The following is a 25,951-nucleotide window of genomic DNA, read 5'->3' as shown; positions in this document are numbered from 1 at the left end:
GCCATACCACCCCGATCCAAGGATGCATCCCATGACTCTTCAGCCAACCGCCGCCGACCGCTTCACTTTTGGACTGTGGACCGTGGGATGGACCGGTGCCGATCCCTTCGGTGTCGCCACCCGCAAGAACCTGGACCCGGTAGAAGCCGTCCACAAGCTTGCCGAGCTCGGCGCCTATGGCATCACCTTCCACGACAATGACCTGATTCCTTTTGACGCCACCGCTTCCCAGCGCGAGCAGATCCTTTCGGACTTCCGTGCAGCACTGGAAGAAACCGGCCTGAAGGTCCCGATGGTGACCACCAACCTGTTCAGCCACCCGGTGTTCAAGGACGGCGGCTTCACCTCCAACGACCGCTCGATCCGCCGCTTCGCACTGGCCAAGGTCTTGCACAACATCGACCTGGCAGCCGAGATGGGCGCCGAAACCTTCGTCATGTGGGGCGGCCGCGAAGGCTCCGAATACGATGGCTCCAAGGACCTGGCAGCAGCACTGGACCGCATGGGCGAAGGCGTGGATACCGCGGCCGGCTACATCAAGGACAAGGGCTACAACCTGCGCATCGCGCTGGAGCCGAAGCCAAACGAACCACGCGGCGACATCTTCCTGCCCACCGTTGGCCACGGCCTGGCTTTCATCGAGAAGCTGGAACACGGCGACATCGTTGGCCTGAACCCGGAAACCGGCCACGAGCAGATGGCTGGCCTGAACTTCACCCATGGCATCGCCCAGGCGCTGTGGGCAGGCAAGCTCTTCCACATCGACCTCAACGGCCAGCGCGGCATCAAGTACGACCAGGACCTCGTCTTCGGCCACGGCGATCTGACCAGCGCCTTCTTCACCGTTGACCTGCTGGAGAACGGCTTCCCAACCGGCGGACCGAAGTACGACGGCCCACGCCACTTCGACTACAAGCCATCGCGCACCGACGGCTACGCTGGCGTCTGGGACTCGGCCAAGGCCAACATGTCCATGTACCTGATGCTCAAGGAACGCGCACAGGCATTCCGCGCAGATCCAGAAGTACAGGAAGCCATGAAGCTTTCCGGTGTCTTCGAACTGGGCGAAACCACCCTGAACGCTGGCGAAACCGCAGCACAGCTGATGAACGATGCGGCAAGCTTCGCCGACTTCGACGCCAACGCCGCGGCGCAGCGCAACTTCGCGTTCATCCGCCTGAACCAGCTGGCTATCGAGCACCTGCTCAACGCCCGCTAAACCCCGCATACCCACCCCACCGAAGGAAGCAGCCCGAACAATGACGCTCGTTGCCGGCATCGACTCGTCCACCCAATCATGCAAGGTGGTCATCCGCGACGCCGCAACCGGCGCATTGATCCGCTCCGGACGTGCCTCGCACCCTGAGGGCACCGAAGTGGATCCAGAGTTCTGGTTCACTGCGATGCAGGCTGCTATCGCCCAGGCCGGCGGCCCGGATGATGTAGCCGCAGTTTCGGTGGGTGGGCAGCAGCACGGCATGGTGGTGCTCGATGAATCGGGCACCGTCATCCGTCCGGCGCTGCTGTGGAATGACACCCGCAGCGCCCAGTCCGCCACCGACATCATTTCCGATGCCGGTGACGGCGATATGGAAGCCGGCGCCAAGTACTGGGCACAGCGCACCGGCACCCTCCCGGTCTCCTCGATCACGCTGACCAAGCTGCGCTGGCTGAAGGACAACGAACCGGAAAACGCCGCCAAGGTCGCCGCCGTCTGCTTGCCGCACGACTGGCTGTCCTGGCGACTGGCCGGTTACGGTCCGGGCAGCGGCGCCGAAGGCTTGGCCGCGCTGCGCACCGATCGCTCCGATGCCTCGGGCACCGGATACTACCGTCCCGCCGAAAACGCCTACGACCTCGAGGCGCTGGAGCAGCACTTAGGCCACGCCCCGCTGCTGCCAGCCGTTGCAGGGCCGCTGGAATCCATTGGCCGCACCGCGTCTGGCGCATTGATCGGTGCCGGCGCGGGCGATAACGCCGCAGCCGGATTGGGCGTAGGCGCCAAGGTGGGCGATGCGGTGATGTCCCTGGGCACCTCCGGCACTGTCTTCGCGGTTGCCGATTCCCCCTCGGCAGATGCTTCCGGCCTGGTGGCAGGCTTCGCCGACGCTACCGGCAACTACCTGCCGTTGGTATGCACCCTGAACGCCACCCGCATCTTCGACGCCACTGCCAGCCTGCTGCAGGCCAGCCTCGAAGAATTCAATGACCTGGCGCTGTCCGCCGCCCCGGGCTGCGACGGCCTGGCCTTGCTGCCCTACTTCGACGGCGAGCGCACCCCTAACCTGCCAGAGGCCACCGGCTCGCTGCATGGCATCACCCGAGCCAACTACACCGCCGCGAATCTGGCCCGCAGCGCGGTGGAAGCGGTAGTTTGCTCGCTGGCCGACGGCCTGCGCGCACTGGAAGCGCAAGGCGTCCAAGCCCAGCGCGTCATCCTGGTCGGCGGTGGCGCGCAGTCCCGCGCGGTCCAGCAGATCGCCGCACAGATCCTGGGCTTGCCAATCCTGGTCCCCGCCCCGGGCGAATACGTGGCCGATGGAGCCGCCCGCCAGGCGGCCGGCGTCCTGGCCGGAGAATTCCCCCACTGGGCACAGGGCACTGCCCAAGTCCCGGCGATGGAACCGGCCCCGCAGGTACTGGAACGCTACCGCGCACTGGTTTCCAGCCAGTGGCTCGACAAGTAGGGAATAGCCGTGGAACTGCGCAACAGGGAACTGAACTGGGCCGGAAATCTTGAATACCGGGCCAAAGAACTGCTCTACCCCACCAGCCTTGCACAGTTGCGGAACCTGGTGCGTGCTGCAAAATCCGTGAAGGTCCTGGGATCGCGCCATTCCTTCAATGACATCGCCGATACCGAGGAGCTGATGATCACTCTGGCCAAGATGCCAGAAGCCATCGAGATTGATGAGCAGGCCATGGCCGTGCGCGTCAGCGCCGGCACTACCTACGGTGCCCTGGCTGATGCACTGCAACGCGCCGGCTATGCCCTGCACAATCTCGCCTCCCTGCCGCATATCTCGGTTGCCGGGGCGGTATCCACGGGAACCCACGGTTCCGGCGAAACCCATGGCAACCTCGCCACCGCCGTGCGCGCGGTGGAACTGGTGCTGGCCGATGGCTCGCAGCTGAGCGTGAAGCGCGGCGACGAGGATTTCAATGGCATCGTGGTCGGCCTGGGTGCGCTGGGCGTGCTGACTCACCTCACCTTGGATATCGTGCCCAGCTTCGAGGTGGAGCAGACCGTCTACCAGGACCTGTCCTGGGACAAGGTGCTCGAGGACTTCGACACCATTCAGGCTTCGGCCTACAGCGTCAGCCTGTTCACTGACTGGAGCGGCGAGCAGGTAGGCCAGGCCTGGCTCAAGCGCCGCGTCGGCGACGCGCTGGCAGAGCATATTGACCAGGGCCGATTCGGCGGGTTCCCGGCGACCGCTGCGCTGCACCCGCTGCCCGGCGCCGATGGCGGGATCTGCAGCATCCAGTTGGGCCAGGCGGGTTCATGGTCGGATCGCTTGGCGCATTTCCGCATGGACTTCACCCCCAGCGCCGGCGATGAATTGCAGACCGAATACCTGGTCCCGCGCGAGCACGCGGTAGAAGCGATCCAGGCTATCCGCAGCCTTTCCCCCGCCATCACTCCCCTGCTGCTGGTCTCGGAAGTGCGCACCATTGCCGCCGATGACCTGTGGCTCAGTGGAAACTACGGCCGTGACGGCATCGCCCTGCACTTCACCTGGAAGCCCCGGCAGGAGGCTGTCGAGGCGCTCCTTCCACGGATCGAGGAAGCACTGGCGCCTTTTGCGGCACGCCCGCATTGGGGCAAGCTCTTCGCAGCCACCTGCGCGCAGCTGGCCGGGCTGTATCCGAAGTTCAACGACTTCATTGCATTGGCGCAGCGCCTGGATCCGTCCGGCAAGTTCCGCAACGACTTCCTGGACCGCACGGTGTTTGGAGCCTGAGCGCGCACCGGCGTTGCGACTAGACTTGTCACCATGGCATTGACTCAGTTAACGGTCGTGGACACCGCGGTCGGCATCCTGCAACAGTTCGGGTTGGCTGATTTGTCGATGCGCCGATTGGCCAAGGAACTCGATGTCCAGGTCGGTGCGCTCTACTGGCATGTGAAGAACAAGCAGGAGCTGCTGGCGCAGGTTGCCGCCCAGCTGCTGAACACCCCTGCGCTGTCGGTGGCTGCCGAGGACTACAACTCCCCATCCGAGGCGATCCTGCAGCTGGCACGCAAGCTCTACCTCGCGTTGCTGCCGATCCAGGACAGCCCCGAGGTCATCGAAGTCGCCACCGCGATGCGGGCCACCGAGCTCCAGCCGGTGCTGCAGCTTCGCACCCTGCTGGAAGCAGCAGGACTGCCTGCCGAAAATGCCCGCCATGGCCAGCAGCTTTTGCTGAACCACGTGCTCGGCTCGGTTGCCTACCGCCAGAACCTAGTGCAGCTCGATGTCGACGCACCCCTGGCTGATGGCTTCGACTGGGGGCTGCAGCGGGCCGTTGCCGGCCTCATCGGCTAACGCCTCGCGCCGGGAATTCCCAACTCTGCCAGCTCCCGCGCGCTAGCGGTCAATTCTCGAACTTCCTTCTTGGCCAAGGCAGCTTCCGGGTTATCGCTCAGGACCGAGACGTCCTCAATCAAACTTGCCAGGTAGTTCTTCGCTTCCTGCACCGAGTCGATAAGCAGCTGGGCTTGTCGAGCACCCGAGCGGCAGCGATCCATTCCTGCGCGAAGTCCCAGTATGGTTGGGCGTCCTGCGTGATCCGGTGGTTGTCGAGCTCTTCGACCAGCATGCCAGGGTCGTGGAGCACTGCCATGGCAACAGCTTCGGCTGCACGCCCTTTCTCGATCGCATCATGCATCAATTCCTTGTTCACGACTCCCTCCAGGAATCCCTGGTATTTGCCTGCGGCCGCAAGCAGGCGATTCCTTCCGCAATGGGTTTTGCGCCCTCTAGCTGTCCGGCATGAATCGGTGTCGATGAATATTCGAATCCGTGGCCTTCGGTACCGCGCCTTCGAGAGATCCCGATGCGCCGGAGGCAGGGCCAGCGGGATGAATCTTCATTCTGGAGGTTCTTCCTGGAATGAGCCATCGCCGTTCTGTTCTTCGAACTGGTCGTATCGTTCCCGCGCTTGTTCGATATCGGGCATATGGCTCACTGTCCAGTCGAGGAGCGCATCGATCGGTGCGCGCATGGTCTTGCCTATCGGCGCAACACGGTACTCGACTGCTACCGGACGGGAGCGCAATACCCTGCGGTCGATGACGCCATTTCGCTCCAGCCGGCGCAGCGTATTGGTCAAGGACTTCTGGCTCACTCCCGGAACGGCTCGCCGCAGCTCGTTGAATCGCTTGGGTGATTCGCAAAGCTGGCTCAAGACATGCAAAGACCACTTGTCCAAGACCTGGTCGAGCAGTTCGCGGTGGGAAGCCGATATGCCCAGCGGCGATTCGGAGGTTTCTTCCATTGCACCTAGTTTCGTTGCAGTTGCTTTTGTAGACCAAGTATAAGTTTTATACCTGCATCCAGCAGCGAACTACTGAAGGAGAATTCCATGCCAGTGAATTATTCAAGCCCCGCCGGGATGCTCCCCGGAACTCCCTACCACCACGTAGCGGTGGGATCCGGCACGCGGCATATCCACATCGCCGGACAGGTAGCCCACATGCCCGACGGCTCCAGGATCCCCGACGATTTGGCTGGCCAGGTGGCGCAGGCGCTACGCAACGTTTCCGCAGGCTTGAACTCGGCAGGGGCGGGGTTCCAAGACGTCGTCAGGCTGACCGTATACGTAACCGACTGGGAAACCAGCAAAATATCGGAGTTCATGCAAGGAGTCGAATCCGTCGCGGAGGAAATCGGGTTGCAGCTTCCGATGCCGCCTGCATCGTTGATCGCCGTGGCCCAACTGTACGAGCCAGCAGTTCTCGTGGAGATCGAAGCTACAGCGATACTCTGACCCGCAGCGAAAACGCCGAATGGGCCGCGGCCAGCGCCTTACCCGGCTGGCCGCCACTGGGTGGACCGGCCTCCGGCGGCTTTCGGCCGGCGCGAGGCTTCCGGTCCGAAAGGCTACCGAGCTAGCTCAGCTTGCCGCCGGAGGCTTCCAGATAGCAGGCAGCGCACAGCGACTCGTACCAGACCTCTTCACCGTCGATAGCGACCTGGTCTCCATCAAAAACAATGTGGTCACCCGATCGGCGGGTATTGAACATGGCCTTGCGCCCGCAGCGGCAGATGGTCTTCAGCTCTTCAAGTGAGTGCGCCAGTTCCATCAAGCGTGCCGAGCCCGGGAAGGCGCGGGTGCGGAAGTCGGTACGGATACCGTAGGCGAGCACCGGGACATCATCGAGCACGGCAATGCGCAGAAGATCATCGACCTGGGTGCGGGAGAGGAATTGAACTTCGTCGACCAGCAGGCAGGCTACCGGCGGCGCATCCACATGCGGCAGCAAGGCATCAGGGTCATCGCCGAGGCAATGGGCCGCGAACTTCTCGCGGAGGTTCTCTTCCGGCCCCACGCTGAAGTCGACTTCGCGTTCGATTCCCAGGCGGGAAACGATTGATTTCTCGCCCTTGGTGTCAACCCCCGGCTTGGCCAGCAGGATACGCTGGCCGCGTTCTTCGTAGTTGAAGGCAGCCTGCAGCAAGCTCGTGGATTTGCCCGAGTTCATCGCTCCGTAGCGGAAATACAGCTTGGCCACCATTGCTCCTCGAAAGTTGCGGTGCCTGCCAACTGGCAGGCCCCTTAAGATCTTAGTGCCCGCGCCGCGGATCGCCAGCGAACCGGCGCCGCGGACGATTGCCCTGCTATTTCACCGCAGGCTGTTTCTTGCCGGCGAAAACCAGCCTGTAGAGCACCGACATCACGATGACGAAGGGAACACCGAAGATCAGGGTGTACTTGAATTCCGGCACGAAGAACGAGGTCACCAGCAGGCCGGCGAGCAGTACCGAGCCGAGAATCGACGCGGCCGGGTAGCCTGGCAGCTTGTACTCCAGGACGGCCCGGTCCAGGCGCACCTGGCGGCAGAAGGACACGTGGGTCACCAGGATCATGAACCACGTCGCCAGGGCACCGAAGGTAGCCAGCGACATCATGATGCCGAAGCCTCCCTCCGGAACCAGCGCGTAGACCAGTGCTGCCACGGCGATGCCTCCGGCAGACATCCACACCGCGTGGATAGGAGCGCCCGCGCTGTTGGTCCGGTGTGCCAGGCGCGGCGCGTGCCCGGAATCAGCCAGCGAATGCAGCATGCGGGTTGCCGCATAGAGCTGGGCGTTCATGGCCGAGAGCGCGGCAATGATGAGCACGAAGTTCAGTACCGAATCGGCGAACGGGATACCCATCTGGGACATCACAGTGACAAATGGCGATCCGCCGGCCAGCAGTTCGCTGGTGGGCGCCACCGCGAGGATCAGGGCCATGGTGAACACGTAGAAGAGCAGCAAGCGCAGGAAGGAGACCTTGAAGGCCTTGCGTACGGCAATCTTGGGGTTCTTTGCTTCTGCGGCGGCAATGGAGATCGCCTCGATGCCCATGTAGGAGAAGATCGCCACGATGACAGCGGTCCACATGCCGAACAGGCCCTTGGAGAAGAAGCCGCCTTCGGCCGAGTAGTTATGGAACCCGTATTGGTCGCTGGGGTCGTGGAACACCAGCCAGAGGGCAATGATGATGAACGCGACCACCGCGAAGACCTTGATCGCGGAGAACCAGTATTCGGTGGTTCCGAAGATCTTCACGCTGGAGAAGTTCACGCCCAAAAGCGCGGCCGAGAAGACAAGGACCCAAACCAGCCCTGGAATCTCGGGGAACCAGTACTGCATGTACTCGCCTACCGCGCTGACTTCGGTGCCCACGGCGAAGATCAGCGCAGACCAGTACAGGTACTTGGTCAGGTACCCGGCGAAACGTCCAAGATAGCGTTCGGCGTAGACCCCGAAGGAACCGGCCACCGGCTGCTTGACGGTCATTTCCGCCAATGCGCCCATGACCAGCAAGGCGACGACCCCGCCAATGAGGTAGCTGATGATCACCGAGGGACCGGCCATGGCGATGGCGAGCTTGCTGCCCGCGAAAAGACCGGTGCCGATGGCACTGCCCAGCGCGATCATGGACATCTGCCCAGGAGTCAGCGACTTCTTCAAACCCGAACCGAATTCAGTGGCGCGTACCGGCTGCTTGCCCAACGATGCTCCCTTTAGACCTATGCGAACAGCACGGCATCGAAAATGCCGTGCTGTTGTTAAGGTTACTCTCGCGCAGATTCGCCGGCTTCGGCGCACCAAGACCCGAAAGCGGCGGAATTTGCGTTATGTCACGGCATTACGCACGGCGTACTCTTCGCGCTGCCAGGCATTGGTGTGCAGAATTTCACGCAGCTTCTCCACGGCGTCCCAGATATCGGTACGCGTCAGGTACAGCGGGGTGATGCCAAAGCGCAGGACTTCCGGTTCGCGGTAGTCCCCGATAACGCCCTGGTCAATGAGCGCAGCGATGATTTCGTACCCATGCTCATGGCGGAAGCTGACGTGGCTGCCGCGAGCAGCATGTTCGCGTGGAGTCACCAGTTCCAGGCCGTAGCCGGCGCAGCGGGTTTCAACCAGCTCGATGAACAGGTCCACCAGCTCCAGCGAGTTGGCGCGCACCTTGTCCATGTCCGCTTCCAGCGCGATATCCAGGCCGACCTCGATCATGGCCAGCGAAGTAACCGGCTGGGTACCGCACATGAAGCGGCGAATGTCATTTGCTGGAGTGTAGCTGCCAGCCATCTCGAAGGGCGACTTGTGCGACCACCAGCCGGACAGCGGCTGCCAGAAACGTTCATGGTGGCGGGCATTGACCCAGATGAAAGCCGGAGAACCCGGGCCGCCGTTGAGGTACTTGTAGGTGCAGCCCACGGCGTAGTCTGCATCTGCGGCATTCAGGTCAATCGGCACTGCACCCGCGGCATGGGCCAAGTCCCAGACCACCAGGGCTCCGGAGCCGTGGATTGCTGCGGTGGTCTCGTCCATGTCCCACATGGAACCGGTGCGGTAGTTCACGTGCGACAGGGCAACCACGGCGACAGTCTCGTCCAGTGCAGCGCGCAGCGACGCCTCGCCATCGATGAGCTTCACTTCATAGGCCACACCTGTTTCCTGCGAGAGCGAGTTGACCAGATCAGCCAATCCCTCGGCGATATAGATATCTGTTGGGAAGTTGTCGCGTTCGGTGAGAATCACCCGGCGCTGCGGGGCATCAGCCTTCTGCGTGCGCAGTGCCGATGCCAAGGCCTTGAACAGATTCAGTGTGGTGGTATCGGTGATCGCGGTTTCGCTGGGGTTCGCGCCCAGCAGCCGCCCCAGCTTGTCGCCGAGCTTCAGCGGCATCTCGAACCAGCCGGCGGTGTTCCAGGAACGGATCAGGCCCTGGCCCCATTCTTCGGTCACCACCTGGGCGGCACGTTCGGCCGCACCCTTCGGCAACGCGCCCAATGAGTTGCCATCGAGGTAGATGACGCCTTCCGGGAGGTTGAAGCGGTCGCCAAAGGCCACCAGCGGGTCTGTCGCGTCCAACTGGGCAAGGGTCTCTCGGGTCAGTTCCGTGGTCATTGGATCTCCTGTTCAGCCAAGATCAAAGCGGGAGAACTTCCGTTCTCGATGGTGTTTCCATCGTAGAATCAGATTCGATATAGTGCGACTAAATCTGAACTTTCCCAAAGAATTGAGTTGATCAACCGTGGCAGGTTCATTATGGACAGTTCAAGGCGACGCCAAGCCGAATCCTGTTCGTGTAGACGAAGCGGATTTGTCCATTCTCGCCGAGCTGAGCAAGGATGCTCGAATTGCCAATAACGTCCTGGCTGCAAAAGTCGGCCTGGCGCCGTCCACCTGCTTGGGCCGGGTGAAAGCCCTCTCCAAGGCGGGGGTGATCACCGGCTACCATGCTGCGATCAATGAGCAACTTCTTGGCGTGGCCGTCAACGCCATGATCTCTATTGTGGTCTCGTCCACAGCCCGAGACCGCTTGCTCTCCTCGGCGCATCAGCTCAAAGAGCTCGCCGAGGTCAAGGAAGTCTTCGTTCTTGGCGGCTCGCCGGATTTGCTGGTTCGGGTGGCTACCCGAAGCATCGAAGACCTACGGGCATTCGTGGCCGCGCACTTGGGCTCCAACCGCGCGTTCTCATCCACCCAGACGGTAATTATCTTCGAGCACCTGGCTTAGCCGAGACAGGCTTTTTGTCATCTAACGGCGTCTCTCATCTATATCTCATTTATTTCAGCCACAATGAAAAACATGGGAAAGGAAGCTTTGCGCCGCGTCTTTGCGACAATCGCTGTAATCGCAGTCGTATTTCTTGGCGCGTTCGGAATCAGCCAAGCCTTGGAAGGCCCGGCGGACCGGGACCTCGGTGAAGGGTTCATCTTCGAAGAAGTGACTCCTTCCCCGACAATCGGCACACCTAGCACTCCTTCCTCTTCACCTTCTTCCTCGGCGGCTGAATCCCAAAAGCCGTCCTCCAGCCCGAGCACCTCTGCCAAGCCGAAAACCTCGGAAAAGCCTAAGCCCAGCGCTACCCCGACACCGAAGCCCAAGCCGAAACCTCCAGCACCAGCACCGCCAAAGAAGACCGTTGTCCCGCTGCCTCCTTCGGGCACCCAGTACGACGACGATGACGACGATGACGACTACGAAGACTATGACGACGACGATGACGACTAGAGCGCCGGAACGCCGGTGGTCCATCCGGGCCCGAGTTCTGACCGGGATGATGCTCCTGGTTGGCTTGGCCTTGCTGGCAGCGGGTACGGCAAGCTTCGGCGTACAACGCCACGAACTCAATGAGCGCTTGGATGAGTCATTGACTCGCACCGTCAAGGAATTCGAAGTTCTTACCGAAACCGGTGTTGATCCGCGCACCATGGAACGCTTCAAGCACGCTGAAGACCTGCTCTACATAGCAATGCAGCGCACCTTGCCCTCCCCGAAGCAGGGCATGCTCTCCCTGGTCGGTGACGAGGTGCGTTGGACCGCACCGGATATCGTCAACACCCGCCTGGAAGATGATCCGGAATTCCTCGAATGGGCCAGAAGCATCCAGGACGCCAACCATATCCGTTTGGGAACTGTCGACACGGACATCACGACCTACCGTGCCGTCGTTGTTCCGGTTAGCCTTCCTGCAGACCACGAGCATGGCGCGTTCGTGCTGGCCTACGACTACTCTGCCGAGGCCATCGCCAACGACCGCAACTTCATGATCTATGGTGCCGTCGGCGCCTCGGTCATGCTCGTGGCCGCGCTGGCCGCCTGGCTTGTGGTTGGCCGAATGCTCGACCCGATCCGCCGCCTGCAAACTACCGCGCAGCAGATCTCGGAGACCGACGTATCCCAGCGCATTGAAGTTTCCGGAAATGACGAATTCGCCGAATTGACGGTCACCGTCAACGAAATGCTGGATCGCCTTGAAGGCGCGCTCAGCTCCCAGCGCCAGCTGCTCGATGATGTCGGGCACGAACTGCGCACGCCGGTGACTATCATCAACGGGCATCTGGAATTGATGGATCCCAACGATCCGGACGACGTTGCCCAGAGCCGCGATATCGCCATGGACGAGCTCGGGCGCATGTCCTTGCTCATCAATGACCTAGTCACCCTGGCAAAGTCCAACCGCACGGATTTCCTCCAGGTGGAACCGGCAGAAGTCGGCAAGCTGCTTGACGACATCCTCGACAAAGCCCGTGGCCTGGGTCCGCGCCAGTGGCGCGTGGACTACCGCACCGAGGCCACCGTGGCTCTCGACCCGGTCCGGACCACCCAGGCCATGCTGCAGCTCTGCGCCAACGCGGTGAAGTTCTCTGCTGCGGATAGCCGTATCGGCTTGGGCAACGAGATCGTGCGCGATGGGCATGGCAACACCACCTTGCGCTGGTGGGTATCCGATGCGGGCGTGGGCATCCAGGCTGAAGATCTTGAACGTATTTTCGAGCGCTTTGGACGGGGCCAGAACTCTGTTCGTTCTTCGGGGTCCGGCCTGGGGCTGAACATCGTGCAGGCCATAGCGGAGACCCACGGCGGACGCGTGTGGGTGAACTCGGAACATGGCAAGGGTTCGACGTTCTACATTGACATGCCGTTGACGACTGGAAGCAAGGAAGCATGAGCCAGATACTGATCATTGAAGATGAACCGCGAATCAGTTCGTTCGTAGCCAAGGGGCTGCGTGCTGCGGGACTGACCTCATCCATCGCAGAAACCGGGCATGATGGCTTCACCCAGGCCATTGACGGTGACCATGAGCTGATCATCCTCGACCTCGGCCTGCCGGATGAAGACGGCTTCTCGGTATTGCGGCGTCTGCGCGCCGCGCAGATCGATACGCCGGTGATCATCTTGACCGCACGCGGCAGCGTGGAAGACACAGTAGCCGGCCTGCAGAACGGCGCCGACGACTACATGGCCAAGCCATTCCACTTCGATGAGTTGCTGGCGCGGGTGCGCTTGCGCCTGCGCGCCGAGGACAATGCACCTGAAGTTTCCTCGCTGGCCCACGAAGACCTGATCATGGACCTGCTGCGCCGCCGGGTGACGGTCAATGAGCGCGAAGTCGACCTTTCCGCGCGTGAATTCGCGCTGGCCGAAGCCTTCTTGCGCAACCCGGGCCAGGTGCTGAGCCGCGAGCAATTGCTTTCCCGGGTCTGGGGCTATGATTTCGACCCCGGATCCAACGTGGTGGATGTGTATGTCCGCTACCTGCGCAACAAGCTCGGCTCGGAACGTTTTGAGACGGTACGCGGATTCGGCTACCGACTCGCCTCGGAGCGCTAGCCGAATCCTGCACGGGATCTAGCGCAACGTCGGATCCGGAACGAAGCTCTGCTGGAGCAAACGGCTCCAGCGATTGGCCGGCAGCTGCGGGTTCAGCAGTGCAATGCCGATGCAATACTTGGACATCGATACCTCTCGGATGCCCAGCTCGGCCAAGGCCTGGTCCGACGCGCCCCGGCCATCAGCGGACTTGGTCTCCACGACAACCAGGTCCGGTCCGTCAACCCTCGAATCGCCGTTGGCGTATTCCAGTTCAACGTCGCAGGTCAGCCGTTCGCCATCGATGGGGTTCACGAAAGTTGCACGCCGGTAGGCACTGTCCAGCACAGGTTGCAGTTGGGGCACGTCCTGCCCGTACTCGCTGCGCAGGACCGATTCCAAGAACTCGAGGTTCTCTTCGGTCAGCTCGCCGGCGCTGTCCAGATCCTGCTCGACGCGATGCTTCACCGTCGAGCCGCGAAGCCCCTTGGTCTTGATCTCGAACATCGACAGCCCGGTGTCAGCATAAGTGCGCGAGCGCACCTTGTATCGCCGTCGCCGCCCCTGGCGGTGGGCGCGGTACTGGTCGTAGTCCTCGGTATCGAAATACACCGATTCGTAGCGGAAGGTGCGCAGGCCATCGATCTGCATGATCTTGAATTGATCGCCCAAGCGCTCGGATAATGCCGTGAACTCCTCTGGGGCCAACAGGAACTTCTTGTCGACTCGGGTCTGCAGCGCCGCTTCGGAGATCACGTCTTCGAGACTGATCGGCTCCCGGCCGATGACGGCTTCTTCAAGAGCCGCGCGCGCCTGGGAGGCAACGACGTCCGCGCTCTTGGTTGCAAGCGCAGTCATCAGGACCACGTCTCCTGCTTGGCTCCGTTCTGCGCTGCCGGTGCGGACTGGCTGTTCGCCAATTCATAAGTGCCGGAGAAGCTCTCGGATGCGCTGGACTTGGCATTGGACTTGCTGCCGGCAGCGTTGGTACGGAAGCGGACATCAACGATGGTCAGATCGCGAACCATGTCCAGCTCGACAACTACGGTTCGCAGCACCTTGGCATCCAGCAGTTCTTCCAATGCAGCCTGCAGATCCGCCTTCTTCGGGTAGGCACGTTCCAGGGTCACGGTCTGGCGCTCGGTGCGCGGAGCGAAGCTCGGGTGGTCAGCAAGGAACATCACCAGAACCAGGGCCGCGGTGGCCGCTGGAGCCAGCCATGCCGGGTCCGGGTGCAGGCCGTTGACCAAACCAATGGCCAGCGAAATGAAGTAGTAGGCGACTTCTTCCTGGGTCAGCGTGTCTGAGCGAAGGCGAATGATTGAGAGGATGCCGAAGAGCCCCAGCCCCAGCCCCATGCCTGCGCCGCTGCCTGAAAGCAGCAAGGTGACCGCGAAGATTCCCATGCTCAAGGCGATATATGCGAGCACGAGGTCGCGGCGGAAGTGGCGGCGGAAGTATACGAAGTACACCAGAACCGTAATGCCGATGACGTTTGAGGCTAGTCCCGTCCAGAATGACAACATTGCTATCCCTTTCAAAAGTTTGAAGTGATGATCCCTTCTTTATGAACTTTAGGTGAACTAAATGAGTCCAAAAGTAGAACAACATGAGAACGCCCTCATGTTACTGAATAGGTCTTGACTTGCATGTTTGCCTTCTGCTGACGGAGAGTGTGCCGTCTGGCTGGTTTTACTCAGCTTCCGCGCACCCGAGTTCTCTTACTTCTTGAGCATGCCCTCGAAGCGTTAAACAGCTAACGGCGGCTATTCTCTTTGCGAGAATAGCCGCCGTTAGCTGTTGGAGTATCGCTTACTTGCCAGCTTCGATTTCAGCCTTGGCCGTCGAATCCGAATCGTTCAGGAACTTGCCGATGCGGTCGACTTCTTCAGTCTCGCCGATGGCTGCGGCCGCACGGCCCAGCGCATAGATCGAGCGAAGGAAGCCTCGGTTTGGCTCATGGCGCCAAGGCACAGGGCCCTGTCCGCGCCAGCCGGCTTTGCGCAGCGAGTCCAAGCCTCGGTGGTAGCCAACTCGTGCGAACGCGTACGACTCCACGATGCGGCCCTCACTGTGCGCTTCGTTGGCAAGCAGCGCCCAAACCAGTGACGAGGCAGGGAACTTTGCCGCCAAGTCCGTGGCTTCATCACCGGCTTCATAGCGTGCCAGCACTTCGGTTTCTTCCGGAAGCAGGGTTTCCGGGATACCCAGCAGGTTTTCTCCGACCATGGTTACTTCAGCGACTTTCCGGCCGAGCCTAGCTGCTGGGCAGCTTCAACGATGCGGGCAGCCATGGACTCTTCAGCCTTGGCGCCCCAAACGCGCGGGTCATAGGTCTTCTTGTTGCCAACTTCGCCGTCGATCTTCAGCACGCCATCGTAGTTGCCCAGCATGTGGCCTGCGACCGGACGGGTGAATGCGTACTGGGTGTCGGTGTCGATGTTCATCTTGATCACGCCGTAGGCAACAGCGTCAGCGATTTCCTGCTCGGAGGAGCCCGATCCGCCGTGGAATACGAGATCGAATGGGTTAGCCTTGCCGATTTTGGCACCAACCTGGGCCTGGATATCCTTCAGGATCTCTGGGCGCAGCTTTACGTTGCCTGGCTTGTAAACGCCGTGGACGTTGCCGAAGGTCAGCGCGGTGATGTAGCGTCCCTTTTCACCGGCGCCCAAAGCCTCGATGGTAGCCAAGGCATCTTCGACGGTGCTGTACAGCTTGTCGTTGATCGCGTTCTCGACGCCATCTTCTTCGCCGCCCACGGCACCAATTTCAACTTCGAGGATCTGCTTCGCGGCAGCGGTGCGTGGCAGCAGTTCAGCAGCAATACGCAGGTTCTCTTCGAGGGTCTCAGCCGAGCCGTCCCACATGTGGGAGTTGAAGAATGGATCGCGGCCTGCAGCGACTTCAGCCTCCGAAGCGGCCAGCAGCGGCAACACGAAACCGTCCAGCTTGTCCGCTGGGCAGTGGTCGGTATGCAAGGCGATGTTCACGCCGTAGTTCTTGGCAACCTGGCGCGCGAAGGCCGCGAAGCCCAGCGAGCCGGTAACCATATCCTTGATGGATGCACCAGACCAGTATGCGGCGCCGCCGGTGGAGACCTGGATGATGCCGTCGGATTCAGCCTCTGCGAAGCCGCGAATTGCGGCGTTCAGAGTCTGCGAGCTGGTCACGTTCACTGCTGGGAAGGCGTAGCCGCCTGCCTTGGCAGCATCGATCATTGCATTGTACTTATCGGGGGTTGCGATAGGCATGCTTCACTCCTGGTGATTAGCGAGGTTACGCGTCTCCATTGACGGCGGTTCGCCATCCATCCTATCGGCTATGTCACTAACTAAGCCCTAAATCTCGTATCGTGACACGGGGAATTCCGCGGTTTACCGCAAAGCAAACGGCCAACCCAGATGAGAGCTTGTCTCATTATGGTTGGCCGCTGGCTTTTTACGTTCTCTATTCGGTTGTTGCGCTTACAGAGGTGCTTCCCGACGGAGCTAGCTGTGTCTTGGTCGTGGTGCTGGGCACTGATGCAGAGCTCTTGGAAGCCGCCGGAGTTTCAGTTCCGGTCGAGGCCGACTTCGACGAATCCGTCTTTGGTGCAGAAGCTGAGCCGGTTGGAGTATCCGTAACGGCTTCTTCTTCTGGCTTCGTTGGCTCTGGAGTTGGAGCCTCCACCTCATCAGTGGCATCCGGATCTTCGGGTCCGTCCGTAGCGCCTGGACTCTTCGAATCGTCAGGGCTCTTGGAACTATCTGGGCTCTTCGAGCTATCAGGGCTCTTCGAACCGTCCGGGCTCTGTGAACCATCTGGAGACTGCGAACCGCTCGGGCTTTCACTCTCGCTCGGCGACGGGCGCTGTGATTCCGATGGGCTTGGCTTCGGCCGTGGAATGCTTGGAGTGTCATCCTCGGGGACAATGACGTCTGGATCCGGGCCGGTTGGAGCCTTATCAGGAACGCGGGAGCCGTTGCCCTTGGGAGCACTGCCCGCATTGACTGTCAGCCGCTGCGAATTAATCATCGCCTGGCGCTGGCCCGGAATGGTTGGCAGGTAGTTGCGCGGATCATGCCAACGGCCGTCGATGATGACCTCGAAGTGCACGTGGCAACCGGTCGAGTTGCCGGTAGTGCCAGCCAGGGCGATCAGTTCACCCTGCTCGACTCGCTGCCCCACCTTGGCAATCAACTTCGAATTGTGGCTGTAGCCAGTCTGGACATTGCTGCCGTGGTCGATAGTCACGCGCATGCCGGAGTGCCCAGCCCATGCCGATACGGTCACCGTTCCAGCTTCAGAAGCGTAGACCGGCGAGCCGCAGGAAATAGGGTAGTCCTGGCCAATGTGGATCTGGTTGCCAGGACCGGTAGGGTTGGCACGCCAGCCATAAGGGCTGGAAATACTGCGGGTCTTGACCGGGTGCATCAGTTGCAGGTCGCCAGGCAATTTGCCGAGCTCGCCGACCATGCCCGCAAGCAGAGCTGAGGATTCGTTGTCATTGCCGGACGCTTCTGAGCCCGCGTCAGCGCCATCAAGCATTCCAACGGGACGGCCGTCAATAGCCAGCTCCTTGCCGGAACCGCCAAATGAGTTCAGCGGCGCATCTGCACTGACGTAGACCGGTCCGTTGAACATTGATGGATCTGCCACAGCATCGATGCCTACAGGGATATCGCCCTGCCTGGAGTCACCGGCCTGAGCCATGATCGGGATCGCCAGGGCTCCCGTCAGTCCGAGCGCGGCGACGATAGAAGTGGACCATATAACCAATGGCCTTCTGCGTCGAGGCAGCCCGGGCAACAGCAAGTCACGGTTTACTTGATGACGTCGTTTCACGACCGCCCTCTCCCAGATCACGTTTTCATAACTAAAACCCAGAGTAGGCGGAAAATGATAACTAATCCAGATGCTCGACTAAACTCGTCAGTATTAAATTTCTTGTTAACCTACTTTTTGCCCAAACACGTGCCTGCGTACCCACGCATGCATGGCAATCCCGGCTGCGGATGCCGCGTTGATTGAACGAGTCGAGCCGAACTGCTCGATGGACAAGGTGTCCTTGGCCGCAACGTGGACTTCCGGGCTGAGTCCCGGACCTTCCTGCCCGAAGACCAGCACGCAGTCCTTCGGCAGGTCGTAGGTCTCCAGTGGAACGGAGTCCGGGAAGATATCGATTCCCAGAATCGTCAACCCCTCGCCCTCAGCCCAGGCAACGAACTCCTCCACCGTTGCATGGTGGCGTACGTGCTGGTAACGATCAGTAACCATGGCGCCTCGTCGATTCCAGCGGCGACGGCCGATGATATGGACTTCTTTGGCCAGGAAAGCGTTTGCGCTGCGTACCACGGTGCCGATGTTCATATCGTGCTGCCAGTTTTCAATGGCGATATGGAAATCGTGGCGGCGTTCGTCAAGATCAGCAATGATGGCGTCCATCGTCCAGTAGCGGTACTTGTCCGCGACGTTGCGCCGGTCGCCCTCGGCAAGCAACTGGGGATCGTATTTTCCGTCGGTTGGCAGTTCCCCCTCCCAGGGGCCTACTCCGATCACATGCTGCGCGCTCGGGTCATTAACTGGTTCATGCGTTTCTTCGTTCACAGTATTAAGCCTAGTTCGTTATGTTCGCGCCCTTGTTCACGGCGCATTTGCGTGCGCCTGTGTAATCTCTTAATAGAACGGGATACTTTCAGTGCCGATAGCTCCCACCACATATTTCCCTAGGGAGGATCCACGCCTCGTGACAACTTCAATCCGCGGTACGCGAACTGTCCACGACATCAAATGCTGGCTCACGGACATGGACGGCGTATTGGTTCACGAGAACCAGGCCATCAAGGGCGCCGCCGAGATGCTGAGCTACTGGCGCGACAACAACCTGCGCTTCCTGGTCCTGACCAATAACTCCATCTACACCCCGCGCGATCTGCGTGCCCGCTTATTGGCCTCGGGCCTGGACGTCCCGGAGGAAAACATCTGGACCTCCGCGATGGCCACTGCAGAGTTCCTGGCTCGCCAGCGCCCCGGCGGCCGCACCTTCGTCATTGGCGAAGCCGGTTTGACCACTGCCCTGCATGATGCGGGGTTCATCATGACCGACCAGAACCCTGACTACGTCGTGCTGGGCGAAACCCGCACCTACTCTTTCGAAGCCATCACCAAGGCCATCCGCCTGATCGAAGGCGGGGCGAAGTTCATCGCCACCAACCCGGACGCTACCGGGCCGTCCACCGAAGGCATTATGCCAGCCACCGGTGCGATCGCGGCTTTGATCTCGCGTGCAACCAACCGCGAGCCATACGTGGTGGGCAAGCCGAACCCAATGATGTTCCGTTCTGCCCTGAACCGAATCGATGCGCACTCGGAAACCACCGCAATGATCGGCGACCGCATGGACACCGATATCGTTGCGGGCATGGAAGCCGGACTGCTGACCGCATTGGTCTACACCGGCATCACCGCCCGCGAGGACATGGACACTTTCCCGTTCCGCCCGGACCTGCAGTTCCCATCCGTGGCGAATCTGCACGCGGAACTCGCCAAGGGTACCGCTGCAGCGGAAGCGCCTGCAGCCAAGAAGTAGCAGCTAGCGGATTCAGCAAGGCCGGGCTTTTGCCCGGCCTTGCTGCGTTGACGCAAGATTCCGGAAGTATGCTGAAACCGTGACCGAGCAAGTACCGAACGAGGTCCCGAGCGCGCGGAAGCGTGGACGGCCCAAAGGCAGCAACACGGGGACAACTAGAGCGGCGATCCTCAAAGCCGCGTCCAAGGAGTTCTCCCGTGCCGGATACGAGGCAGCCAGCCTCCGGTCGGTAGCGCGCCGAGCCGGGGTGGATCCAGCACTGGTTCACCACTATTTCAAGGACAAGAGCGACTTGTTTGTCCAGACCATGCGCATCCCCGTCAACCCAGGGGAAATCATCGCCGAGGCGGCAACAGCGCCGTTGGAGGAGATGGGCGAGGCGCTGACTCGCGCATTGCTCGCTACCTGGAGCAAGCCGGCTTTCCGCACGGCTGCAACGGCAATGATCCGGGGCTTGGTCTCCAGCAGCAGCGCGGCGAAAATCCTCCGTCCATTCCTGCAAGAGCAGATCTTCTCGCGCTTGGGTGCGCGTTTGCCGGAAGAAAGCGCCGAGCCGAGGGTAGCCCTGGTGGCCAGCCAGATTGTCGGCCTGATTGTCGCGCGCTACATCATTGGCTTGGAGCCTTTGGCCTCCATGGATGATGAGCAGGTTATCGAGCTGGTGGCCCCCACCATCCAGCGCTACCTCACCGGCCAATTGCCTGCGTTGAACCATTGACATGCTGCTGGCAGAGGTCCCTAATTCATTATGTGATGAATAAAACGGCTTGTGTCGATGTGCAGCGGCTCGACGTCAGACGCGGAAGGGCATTGGTCCTGGACCACGTGGAATTCCAGCTCGCGCCGGGACGGATCATCGGCTTGCTCGGCCCCAGCGGCAGCGGCAAGAGCACCTTGCTGCGAAGCATCGTGGGCAACCAAGTCATCAGCAGCGGAACAGTCTCCGTTCTCGGAAAGCCCGCCGGGCACAAGTCCCTGCGCAACCGGGTCGGCTATATGACCCAGGCAGCCAGCGTCTATGACGATTTGAGTGTCCGGCAGAACATCGCCTACTTCGCCAAGATCCTCGGCCAGCCCCCAGCCGAAGTGGATCGAGTCCTCGAAGCCACGGACCTGGCGGACCAGGCTGGCCGGCTGGCTATGGGCCTGTCCGGCGGACAGCGCAATCGGGTGTCCTTGGCCATCGCGCTGCTCGGCTCGCCGGAAATTGTCATCCTGGATGAACCCACGGTGGGTTTGGACCCGGTGCTGCGTGCGGATCTGTGGGCGATGTTCTCGCAGTTGGCGGCCACCGGCCTGTGCCTTGTCGTCTCCAGCCATGTCATGGACGAAGCCATGCGTTGCGATGAAATCCTGCTGCTGCGCGAGGGGAAGCTGCTCGGCCAGATGAGCCCGGCTGCATTGATGGAGTCAACCGGTGCAGACAATCCCGAAAATGCCTTCGTTGCCCTGATCGCGGCAGGCGGCACCGGGCAGCCGCCAAGGGGCACCGCACCTGCACCGAAGCATCGGGCCGAGGCCGAAAGGAACCAGCCATGAAACGGACACTCGCCACCGCCGGGCGGGTCCTGGCCCAGGTGCGCCATGACCCGCGGACCATTGCCTTGATGCTCATCGTGCCCAGCCTGCTAATCGGCCTGATCGCATGGATCTTCACCGACACCCCGGCCTTCAGCCGCATCGGCCCGGCCATGATCGCCTTGTTCCCATTCGTGGTCATGTTCCTGGTAACCAGCATCGCAACACTGCGCGAGCGGCGCAGCGGAACCCTTGAGCGCTTGCTGAGCATGCCGCTGGCCAAGGGCGAATTCATCTTCGGCTACGCGCTGGCGTTCACCCTGGTTGCGATCCTCCAGACCATGATCGCGGTCAGTTTCGCCATCTGGGTTTGCGGCTTGGAGATCGAAGGCAGTTTCTGGCTGCTGTTCGCGGTGGCCGCCCTCGACGCGCTGCTGGGCATCAGCCTCGGCCTGATGGCCAGCGCCTTCGCACGCACCGAATTCCAGGTGGTTCAGTTCATGCCGGCGCTGGTCATCCCGCAGTTCCTGCTGTCCGGAATCATCCTGCCCCGCGAGCAGCTGCCCGGCGCGCTGGAGGCCATCGGCGACTGGCTTCCGCTGTCCCACGCCATCGACGCCCTCTCGGATGCCGCGGCGGGAACAGTGGATTCGGCGACGGCAAGAAGCATGCTGGTCATCGCCGCCTGGATCGCCGCCGCGCTGATCGTCGGTTCCCTGACCCTGCGGCGGCGCACCGCCTAGCGGCTACGCGATGTCCACCGGGGTGTCCAGCACGCGGCCCTCGGCCACTTCGCGCACCTTCCCGGTGATCCGGAACTCGGCCTGCAGTGGCAGGTCCTCGCTGCTGGTTCCCACCAGCGCGGTGAACTTGCCCGGTTCCACAATGCGCTTCCCGGACAGCCCGGTGAACGAGGTTCGGTCAGCATGCACGGTGAAAGCCACGCGCTTCGACTCCCCTGCCTCAAGCTGCACCTTGGCGAAGCCGGCCAGCCAGCGGCGCGGGCGCACCACCTGCGACACCGCGTCAGCCAGGTACAGCTGCACCACTTCGGCACCGGAGCGCGCTCCGGTATTGGCCACGGTGGCACTGACCCGAATGGTGCCGTCGGCAGCGATTTCAGTTTCCGGCAGTTCCAGCCCGGAGATCTCGAAGCTGGTGTAGGAGCTGCCGTAGCCGAAGGGGTAGAGCGGACGCGGATCGAGGTTGGTTACGCCTTCTGAATGCCACGCCAGCTTGGAAGCCAGGTAGGTGCCCGGCTGCCCGCCGATATGGTCGGGGATCTGCACCGGCAGCTTGCCCGAGGGGTTGACCTCGCCGGTCAGCACGCCAGCCAGTGCCGGCCCGCCTTCCACCCCGGGCATGAAGCACTGGATGATGGCCGCGGTGCGATCAGCGAATTGCCCCAGCGAATACGGGCGCCCAGTGACCAGCACCAGCACCGTCGGGGTCCCCGTGGCCAGCACGGCTTCCACCAGATCCCCCTGCCGCCCGGGCAGGCGCAGGTCGACGACGTCGCAGCCCTCCCCCGAGGTGCCACGGCCGAAGAGCCCGGCGAGGTCGCCAACGGCAACCACCGCGACTTCGGCGTTGCGGGCGGCCTGGACCGCCTGGGCGATGCCCGAATCATCCAGATCGGTGAAGTCCACGCCACGGGCATACTCGATCTGCGATCCGGCGAGCGCGGGAGCCTGCTGCAAGGCTTCGAGGATCGAGGCCATCGGCACGCCGTAGTCCTGCTGCTCGGCGAAGCGCGAGTAGACATGATTGGTGAAGGAGTAGCAGCCCAGGTGGGTGCGCGGCTGGGAGGCGCTGGGCCCGATGACCGCCAAGCGTGCCGGGCTGGCCAAGGGCAGGATCTGCTCGTTGCGCAGCAGGATGATCGATTCCTCGGCCATTTTCCGGGCATGGGCACGGTTATCGGCCGAATCCAGTTCCACGTCATCGCCCAGCCAGGCCTGGCGCGGGTTCCAGCCCGGATCCAGCAGGCCCATCTGCAGCTTCTGGGCCAGCACGCGGCGCACCGCGGTGTCCAGGACTTCCTGCTCCAGCGCTCCGGCGCGGACCGCCTGGGCCAGGTTGGCGAAGGCGGTGGTCTCCGGGAGCTCAACGTCCATGCCGGCTTCCAGGGACAGCCGGCCCGCGGCGTCCTCGTCTTCTGCGACTTCGTGCATGCTGTGCAGGAAGCTGACGGACCAGTAGTCCGCCACGACGGTTCCCGCGAAGCCCCAGCGGCCCCGCAGCACTTCGGTGAGCAGCCGGTGACTGCCAGCGGGCGCTTCGCCATCCACGTCCGCATAGGAGTTCATCACGGACTTCACTCCACCCTCGCGAACCGCGCGTTCGAACGGCGGGAACACCGTGTCTTCTAGCGCCCGGGGGCCCATGGAGACCGGCGCGTGGTTGCGCCCGGCTTGCGAGGCCGCGTAGCCGGCGAAGTGCTTCAAGGTGGCGTGCACCCCCGAGTCCTGCAGGCCGCGCACGTAGGCTACACCCAGCTCCCCAACCAGGTGGGGGTCTTCGCCCATGGTCTCTTCCACCCGGCCCCAGCGGTAGTCGCGGGTGACGTCCAAGACCGGGGACAGGCCCTGGTGCACTCCCATCTTCAGCATGTCGGCGCCGATGCGCCGGGCCATGCCGCCAATGAGTTCCGGGTTGAAGGTGGCGCCCCAGGCAATGGACGCCGGGTAGCAGGTCGCGCCAAGGGTGGTGAATCCGGTCAGGCATTCCTCGTGGGCGATGGCCGGGATGCCCAAGCGGTTCGCGGCAATGACCTGTTCTTGCAGCTCGACCAGGCGTTCGCGGCCTTCGGCGGGGGCCAGCGGGATGGTGCCGAAGGCGCGGGTGATATGCCCCAAGCCGTCCTTGATGGCGGTTTCGAAGCTGGGGCCTGCGGTGAAGGTGTCGGCCATCGGCGCGACGTTGCCTTCCCCGTCCTGGTTTTCTTCCTCCGGGCGGATCCAGAACGAGCCCAGCTGCCCGGCTTTCTCTTCCAGGGTCATTTCATCCATGAGCGCGGCGACGCGCTGTTCGGCAGTAAGGGAGATGTCGTGCCAGGTTTGCTCGACGGTTTTCATGGCAGTTCCTTGTCTTCAAAGATTTCGATTGCTTGCGGGGGGGCGGATCAGCCCTTGACTGCGCCCTGCAGTCCATTGACGATGCGCTTCTGCATGGCCAGGAAGAAGATCAGTGCCGGGATCATCGCCAGCGCGGTGAACGCGAAGACGCCGGCGGTGTCGGCCGAGTGCTCGCTGGAGTAGTCGGCGACGCCCAGCGGCAAGGTGCGCATATCCCCTTGCAGCAGCAGCAACGGCAGCAGGTAGGCGTTCCACGAGCCGACGAAGGCCAGTACGCCGACGGTGACCATGCCCGGCCCGGACAATGGCAGCAGGATCCTCCAGAAGAAGCCGATGCGGCTGGCGCCATCGAGCTGGGCGGCTTCTTCCAGCTCCTGGGGCAGCGCCATCAGGAAGGGGCGCAGGATGACCACGGTCATGGGCAGCGCGAAGGCCGCCTGCGGCAGGGCGACGCCCCACCAGGTGTTGCCCATGTCCAGGTCCCGGGTAATCAGGATGAACAGCGGAACAATCGCCACGGTGGCCGGGAACAGCAAGCCAAGCACGAAGACCATGAAGATCGGCTCGCGCAGGCGGAACGTGTAGCGGGCCAGCGGGTAGGCAGCCATGATGCCGAAGACCACCACGACGATGGTGGTGATCACCGCGATCATCGTGGAGTTCAGCGCGTACTGCCAGAAATCCGGGTTCTTCAGCACCCCGGCGTAGTTCTCCAGCACCCACGGCTCGGGAAGGCCTGCCGGGTTCTCGGCCAGCTGCGCGTTGGTGCGGAACCCGCCGAGCACCCCGTAGAGGACCGGGCCCAGGGTGATCGCGACAACCGCCAAGGCGATGGCGTAGACCAGGACGTTTCCGCCTTGCCGGCCGTTGCGCTGCTTGGCGCGTTTTGCCTGGGCGGGGGTGTGCTGGGGCCTGGTAGCCAGGGTGGCGCTCATGCTTTGGCCTTCTTCCGCTTCGTGCGCTCATCATCGGGCTGCGAATCCCGCTTGAGGATGAACTGCTGGTAGGAGATGGCCAGAACCAGGGCGACGATGAACAAGATGACCGAGGCGGCCGCGGCGATCCCGAAGTTCTGGCGCTTGGTTCCTTCCGAAACCAGGAAGCTGGCCATCGTGGTGGTGGCGTTGGCCGGTCCGCCGCCGGTGAGGATCCAGACCATGTCGAAGAGCTGCAGCGAGCCGATCATGGACAAGAAGCCCCAGGTGCGCAGGGTGGGGCCCAGCAGCGGGATGGTGATCTTGCGCTGGATCTGCCACCAGGAGGCGCCGTCGATTTCCGCCGCTTCGTAGAGCTCGGACGGCACCCCCTGCAGCCCGGCAAGGAACAGGATCACCGCCAGGCCAAGGTACTTCCAGGTCAGCACTGCCAGCACGGTCCACAAAGCGAGTTCCGGCGTGCCCAGCCAGCCCTGGGCCGGCCCCTGGATTCCCAGCTTGGACAAGATGGTGTCGATCACCCCGTACTGCGGCTGCAGCAGCTGGAACCAGACCACCCCGGCGATGACTTCGGACAGCACGTAGGGCACGAAGATGATGGTGCGCAGCAGGGACTGGATCTTCATCTTCCGGTTCAGCAGCAGGGCGATGCCCAGGCCGATCGGCAGCTGCAGGGCGATGGAGCCGCCGATGATGACCAGGTTATGGACCAGGGCATCGGTGAACACCTCGTTGCCCAGCACCCGGACGTAATTCTTGAAGCCCACGAAGTCCACCAGCGGGCCGAAGCCCTTCCAGTTGTACATCGAGAAGCGCACGGCCTGGATGATGGGGACCAGCATGAAGACCGCGATCAGCAGCAATGCCGGGCTGACGAAGAACAGGATCTCCAGGTTCTTGCGCCGCTGCGCGGGCTTGCGCGTGCGCTTGGCACCGGCAGGCGGCAGTCCGCTTGGCGTGGAACGCCGCCTTTCGGAAAGCCCTGGGCCACCGCTGGCTGGCGGACTGGCTGCGTAGGTTACTTCTGGGGCCACGGCGTG

At 62.2% G+C, this 25,951-nt stretch carries 27 protein-coding genes; 13 read left to right on the top strand and 14 right to left on the bottom strand.

Translation table 11 applies throughout. From position 1 onward, the window contains the following. Positions 1 to 31 precede the first annotated feature (31 nt). Genes xylA through ACWICV_RS15305 form a run of 4 tightly spaced genes read left to right on the top strand, consistent with a single transcriptional unit; the run spans position 32 to position 4,532 of the window. Positions 32 to 1,219, top strand: a complete 1,188-nt coding sequence (xylA, locus tag ACWICV_RS15320) for a xylose isomerase (protein ID WP_400291070.1) — start codon at positions 32 to 34, stop codon at positions 1,217 to 1,219. A 40-nt stretch (positions 1,220 to 1,259) separates the two neighbouring features. Then, on the top strand, positions 1,260 to 2,687 hold the full coding sequence (xylB, locus tag ACWICV_RS15315; RefSeq protein WP_454091282.1) for a xylulokinase: 1,428 nt from the start codon (positions 1,260 to 1,262) through the stop codon (positions 2,685 to 2,687). Positions 2,688 to 2,696: 9 nt separating this feature from the next. After that, complete coding sequence (locus tag ACWICV_RS15310) at positions 2,697 to 3,965, top strand: FAD-binding protein (RefSeq protein ID WP_454091281.1); 1,269 nt, start codon at positions 2,697 to 2,699, stop codon at positions 3,963 to 3,965. 33 nt (positions 3,966 to 3,998) lie between these two features. After that, positions 3,999 to 4,532 carry a TetR/AcrR family transcriptional regulator gene (locus tag ACWICV_RS15305; protein WP_400291064.1) on the top strand — a complete coding sequence of 178 codons (534 nt, stop codon included), beginning with the start codon at positions 3,999 to 4,001 and terminating at the stop codon, positions 4,530 to 4,532. Here the strand turns inward: ACWICV_RS15305 and ACWICV_RS15300 are convergent. Beyond that, positions 4,529 to 4,735 carry a hypothetical protein gene (locus ACWICV_RS15300; RefSeq protein WP_400291062.1) on the bottom strand — a complete coding sequence of 69 codons (207 nt, stop codon included), beginning with the start codon at positions 4,733 to 4,735 and terminating at the stop codon, positions 4,529 to 4,531. The two genes, ACWICV_RS15305 and ACWICV_RS15300, sit on opposite strands and share 4 nt — an antisense overlap. A 341-nt stretch (positions 4,736 to 5,076) precedes the next feature. After that, on the bottom strand, positions 5,077 to 5,484 hold the full coding sequence (locus ACWICV_RS15295) for a winged helix-turn-helix transcriptional regulator (protein ID WP_400291060.1): 408 nt from the start codon (positions 5,482 to 5,484) through the stop codon (positions 5,077 to 5,079). Between the two features lie 87 nt (positions 5,485 to 5,571). Here ACWICV_RS15295 and ACWICV_RS15290 point away from each other — a divergent pair, with 87 nt between their 5' ends. After that, positions 5,572 to 5,976 carry a RidA family protein gene (locus ACWICV_RS15290; RefSeq protein WP_133834957.1) on the top strand — a complete coding sequence of 135 codons (405 nt, stop codon included), beginning with the start codon at positions 5,572 to 5,574 and terminating at the stop codon, positions 5,974 to 5,976. A 121-nt stretch (positions 5,977 to 6,097) separates the two neighbouring features. On the opposite strand, the gene ACWICV_RS15285 is transcribed toward ACWICV_RS15290, so the two are convergent. The 3 genes from ACWICV_RS15285 to kynU all read right to left on the bottom strand — a co-directional run bounded on the left by ACWICV_RS15285 (position 6,098) and on the right by kynU (position 9,614). After that, the gene (locus ACWICV_RS15285; protein WP_105658007.1) at positions 6,098 to 6,721 is read right to left on the bottom strand and encodes a thymidine kinase; all 624 of its coding nucleotides are present in this window, start codon (positions 6,719 to 6,721) and stop codon (positions 6,098 to 6,100) included. A 106-nt stretch (positions 6,722 to 6,827) separates the two neighbouring features. Continuing rightward, the gene (locus ACWICV_RS15280) at positions 6,828 to 8,210 is read right to left on the bottom strand and encodes an amino acid permease (RefSeq protein WP_454091280.1); all 1,383 of its coding nucleotides are present in this window, start codon (positions 8,208 to 8,210) and stop codon (positions 6,828 to 6,830) included. 123 nt (positions 8,211 to 8,333) lie between these two features. Next, entirely contained in the window at positions 8,334 to 9,614 is a 1,281-nt protein-coding gene (kynU, locus tag ACWICV_RS15275) for a kynureninase (protein ID WP_105662646.1), read from the bottom strand. A gap of 127 nt (positions 9,615 to 9,741) precedes the next feature. On the opposite strand from kynU, the gene ACWICV_RS15270 reads away from it, so the two are divergent. From ACWICV_RS15270 to ACWICV_RS15255, 4 genes are all read left to right on the top strand, one after another. Continuing rightward, complete coding sequence (locus tag ACWICV_RS15270; protein ID WP_105662647.1) at positions 9,742 to 10,227, top strand: Lrp/AsnC family transcriptional regulator; 486 nt, start codon at positions 9,742 to 9,744, stop codon at positions 10,225 to 10,227. Between the two features lie 72 nt (positions 10,228 to 10,299). Further along, the gene (locus ACWICV_RS15265) at positions 10,300 to 10,725 is read left to right on the top strand and encodes a hypothetical protein (protein ID WP_105662648.1); all 426 of its coding nucleotides are present in this window, start codon (positions 10,300 to 10,302) and stop codon (positions 10,723 to 10,725) included. Beyond that, positions 10,715 to 12,166 (top strand): sensor histidine kinase, encoded by a 1,452-nt coding sequence (locus ACWICV_RS15260; protein WP_286134703.1) that lies wholly within the window; start codon positions 10,715 to 10,717, stop codon positions 12,164 to 12,166. Before ACWICV_RS15265 ends, ACWICV_RS15260 begins: the two co-directional genes overlap by 11 nt. Continuing rightward, positions 12,163 to 12,831: a response regulator transcription factor gene (locus ACWICV_RS15255; RefSeq protein ID WP_402473734.1), complete on the top strand. Its 669-nt coding sequence runs from the start codon at positions 12,163 to 12,165 to the stop codon at positions 12,829 to 12,831. The genes ACWICV_RS15260 and ACWICV_RS15255 overlap by 4 nt, the downstream gene beginning before the upstream one ends. Before the next feature lie 18 nt (positions 12,832 to 12,849). Here the strand turns inward: ACWICV_RS15255 and ACWICV_RS15250 are convergent, their stop codons facing one another. The 6 genes from ACWICV_RS15250 to ACWICV_RS15225 all read right to left on the bottom strand — a co-directional run bounded on the left by ACWICV_RS15250 (position 12,850) and on the right by ACWICV_RS15225 (position 18,399). Next, positions 12,850 to 13,668 (bottom strand): polyphosphate polymerase domain-containing protein, encoded by an 819-nt coding sequence (locus ACWICV_RS15250; protein WP_105657908.1) that lies wholly within the window; start codon positions 13,666 to 13,668, stop codon positions 12,850 to 12,852. Further along, on the bottom strand, positions 13,668 to 14,336 hold the full coding sequence (locus ACWICV_RS15245; protein ID WP_105657907.1) for a DUF4956 domain-containing protein: 669 nt from the start codon (positions 14,334 to 14,336) through the stop codon (positions 13,668 to 13,670). Before ACWICV_RS15245 ends, ACWICV_RS15250 begins: the two co-directional genes overlap by 1 nt. A gap of 286 nt (positions 14,337 to 14,622) precedes the next feature. Beyond that, positions 14,623 to 15,039, bottom strand: coding sequence for a DUF3151 domain-containing protein (locus ACWICV_RS15240; RefSeq protein WP_454091279.1), 417 nt, complete (start codon positions 15,037 to 15,039; stop codon positions 14,623 to 14,625). A gap of 2 nt (positions 15,040 to 15,041) precedes the next feature. After that, positions 15,042 to 16,064: a class II fructose-bisphosphate aldolase gene (fbaA, locus tag ACWICV_RS15235; protein ID WP_105657905.1), complete on the bottom strand. Its 1,023-nt coding sequence runs from the start codon at positions 16,062 to 16,064 to the stop codon at positions 15,042 to 15,044. 196 nt (positions 16,065 to 16,260) lie between these two features. Next, complete coding sequence (locus ACWICV_RS15230) at positions 16,261 to 17,637, bottom strand: peptidoglycan DD-metalloendopeptidase family protein (protein WP_454091278.1); 1,377 nt, start codon at positions 17,635 to 17,637, stop codon at positions 16,261 to 16,263. 105 nt (positions 17,638 to 17,742) lie between these two features. Beyond that, positions 17,743 to 18,399 (bottom strand): TrmH family RNA methyltransferase, encoded by a 657-nt coding sequence (locus ACWICV_RS15225; protein ID WP_105662651.1) that lies wholly within the window; start codon positions 18,397 to 18,399, stop codon positions 17,743 to 17,745. Positions 18,400 to 18,538: 139 nt separating this feature from the next. On the opposite strand from ACWICV_RS15225, the gene ACWICV_RS15220 reads away from it, so the two are divergent. The 4 genes from ACWICV_RS15220 (at position 18,539) to ACWICV_RS15205 (ending at position 21,642) form a co-directional block, all read left to right on the top strand. After that, entirely contained in the window at positions 18,539 to 19,381 is an 843-nt protein-coding gene (locus ACWICV_RS15220) for an HAD-IIA family hydrolase (protein ID WP_105662652.1), read from the top strand. Positions 19,382 to 19,460: 79 nt separating this feature from the next. After that, complete coding sequence (locus ACWICV_RS15215; protein WP_402473738.1) at positions 19,461 to 20,099, top strand: TetR/AcrR family transcriptional regulator; 639 nt, start codon at positions 19,461 to 19,463, stop codon at positions 20,097 to 20,099. A gap of 35 nt (positions 20,100 to 20,134) precedes the next feature. Next, positions 20,135 to 20,920, top strand: coding sequence for an ABC transporter ATP-binding protein (locus tag ACWICV_RS15210; protein ID WP_402735220.1), 786 nt, complete (start codon positions 20,135 to 20,137; stop codon positions 20,918 to 20,920). Continuing rightward, positions 20,917 to 21,642: an ABC transporter permease gene (locus tag ACWICV_RS15205; RefSeq protein ID WP_402473739.1), complete on the top strand. Its 726-nt coding sequence runs from the start codon at positions 20,917 to 20,919 to the stop codon at positions 21,640 to 21,642. The genes ACWICV_RS15210 and ACWICV_RS15205 overlap by 4 nt, the downstream gene beginning before the upstream one ends. 3 nt (positions 21,643 to 21,645) lie before the next feature. Here the strand turns inward: ACWICV_RS15205 and ACWICV_RS15200 are convergent, their stop codons facing one another. The 3 genes from ACWICV_RS15200 to ACWICV_RS15190 are packed head-to-tail and all read right to left on the bottom strand — an operon-like array spanning position 21,646 to position 25,945. Further along, a complete protein-coding gene (locus ACWICV_RS15200; protein ID WP_454091277.1) occupies positions 21,646 to 23,976 on the bottom strand; it encodes a glycoside hydrolase family 3 N-terminal domain-containing protein in 2,331 nt (776 codons plus the stop codon). Positions 23,977 to 24,023: 47 nt separating this feature from the next. Then, positions 24,024 to 24,911 (bottom strand): carbohydrate ABC transporter permease, encoded by an 888-nt coding sequence (locus tag ACWICV_RS15195; protein ID WP_105662657.1) that lies wholly within the window; start codon positions 24,909 to 24,911, stop codon positions 24,024 to 24,026. Then, positions 24,908 to 25,945, bottom strand: coding sequence for a carbohydrate ABC transporter permease (locus tag ACWICV_RS15190; protein ID WP_105658004.1), 1,038 nt, complete (start codon positions 25,943 to 25,945; stop codon positions 24,908 to 24,910). Before ACWICV_RS15190 ends, ACWICV_RS15195 begins: the two co-directional genes overlap by 4 nt. Between the last annotated feature and the right edge of the window lie 6 nt (positions 25,946 to 25,951).

The sequence above is a fragment of the Glutamicibacter sp. NPDC055354 genome (assembly GCF_053644955.1).
The sequence above is the reverse complement of the archived record's forward strand: the minus strand, read 5'-3'. Positions and strand labels throughout refer to the sequence as shown.

Excerpts from the sequence above, each read along its gene's own strand:
- xylA (WP_400291070.1), top strand. The coding sequence starts at position 32 with ATGACTCTTCAGCCAACCGCCGCCGACCGCTTCACTTTTGGACTGTGG.
- xylB (WP_454091282.1), top strand. The coding sequence starts at position 1,260 with ATGACGCTCGTTGCCGGCATCGACTCGTCCACCCAATCATGCAAGGTG.
- ACWICV_RS15305 (WP_400291064.1), top strand. The coding sequence starts at position 3,999 with ATGGCATTGACTCAGTTAACGGTCGTGGACACCGCGGTCGGCATCCTG.
- ACWICV_RS15300 (WP_400291062.1), bottom strand. The coding sequence starts at position 4,735 with ATGGATCGCTGCCGCTCGGGTGCTCGACAAGCCCAGCTGCTTATCGAC.
- ACWICV_RS15295 (WP_400291060.1), bottom strand. The coding sequence starts at position 5,484 with ATGGAAGAAACCTCCGAATCGCCGCTGGGCATATCGGCTTCCCACCGC.
- ACWICV_RS15290 (WP_133834957.1), top strand. The coding sequence starts at position 5,572 with ATGCCAGTGAATTATTCAAGCCCCGCCGGGATGCTCCCCGGAACTCCC.
- kynU (WP_105662646.1), bottom strand. The coding sequence starts at position 9,614 with ATGACCACGGAACTGACCCGAGAGACCCTTGCCCAGTTGGACGCGACA.
- ACWICV_RS15265 (WP_105662648.1), top strand. The coding sequence starts at position 10,300 with ATGGGAAAGGAAGCTTTGCGCCGCGTCTTTGCGACAATCGCTGTAATC.
- ACWICV_RS15260 (WP_286134703.1), top strand. The coding sequence starts at position 10,715 with ATGACGACTAGAGCGCCGGAACGCCGGTGGTCCATCCGGGCCCGAGTT.
- ACWICV_RS15255 (WP_402473734.1), top strand. The coding sequence starts at position 12,163 with ATGAGCCAGATACTGATCATTGAAGATGAACCGCGAATCAGTTCGTTC.
- ACWICV_RS15250 (WP_105657908.1), bottom strand. The coding sequence starts at position 13,668 with ATGACTGCGCTTGCAACCAAGAGCGCGGACGTCGTTGCCTCCCAGGCG.
- ACWICV_RS15245 (WP_105657907.1), bottom strand. The coding sequence starts at position 14,336 with ATGTTGTCATTCTGGACGGGACTAGCCTCAAACGTCATCGGCATTACG.
- ACWICV_RS15240 (WP_454091279.1), bottom strand. The coding sequence starts at position 15,039 with ATGGTCGGAGAAAACCTGCTGGGTATCCCGGAAACCCTGCTTCCGGAA.
- fbaA (WP_105657905.1), bottom strand. The coding sequence starts at position 16,064 with ATGCCTATCGCAACCCCCGATAAGTACAATGCAATGATCGATGCTGCC.
- ACWICV_RS15210 (WP_402735220.1), top strand. The coding sequence starts at position 20,135 with ATGAATAAAACGGCTTGTGTCGATGTGCAGCGGCTCGACGTCAGACGC.
- ACWICV_RS15205 (WP_402473739.1), top strand. The coding sequence starts at position 20,917 with ATGAAACGGACACTCGCCACCGCCGGGCGGGTCCTGGCCCAGGTGCGC.
- ACWICV_RS15200 (WP_454091277.1), bottom strand. The coding sequence starts at position 23,976 with ATGAAAACCGTCGAGCAAACCTGGCACGACATCTCCCTTACTGCCGAA.
- ACWICV_RS15195 (WP_105662657.1), bottom strand. The coding sequence starts at position 24,911 with ATGAGCGCCACCCTGGCTACCAGGCCCCAGCACACCCCCGCCCAGGCA.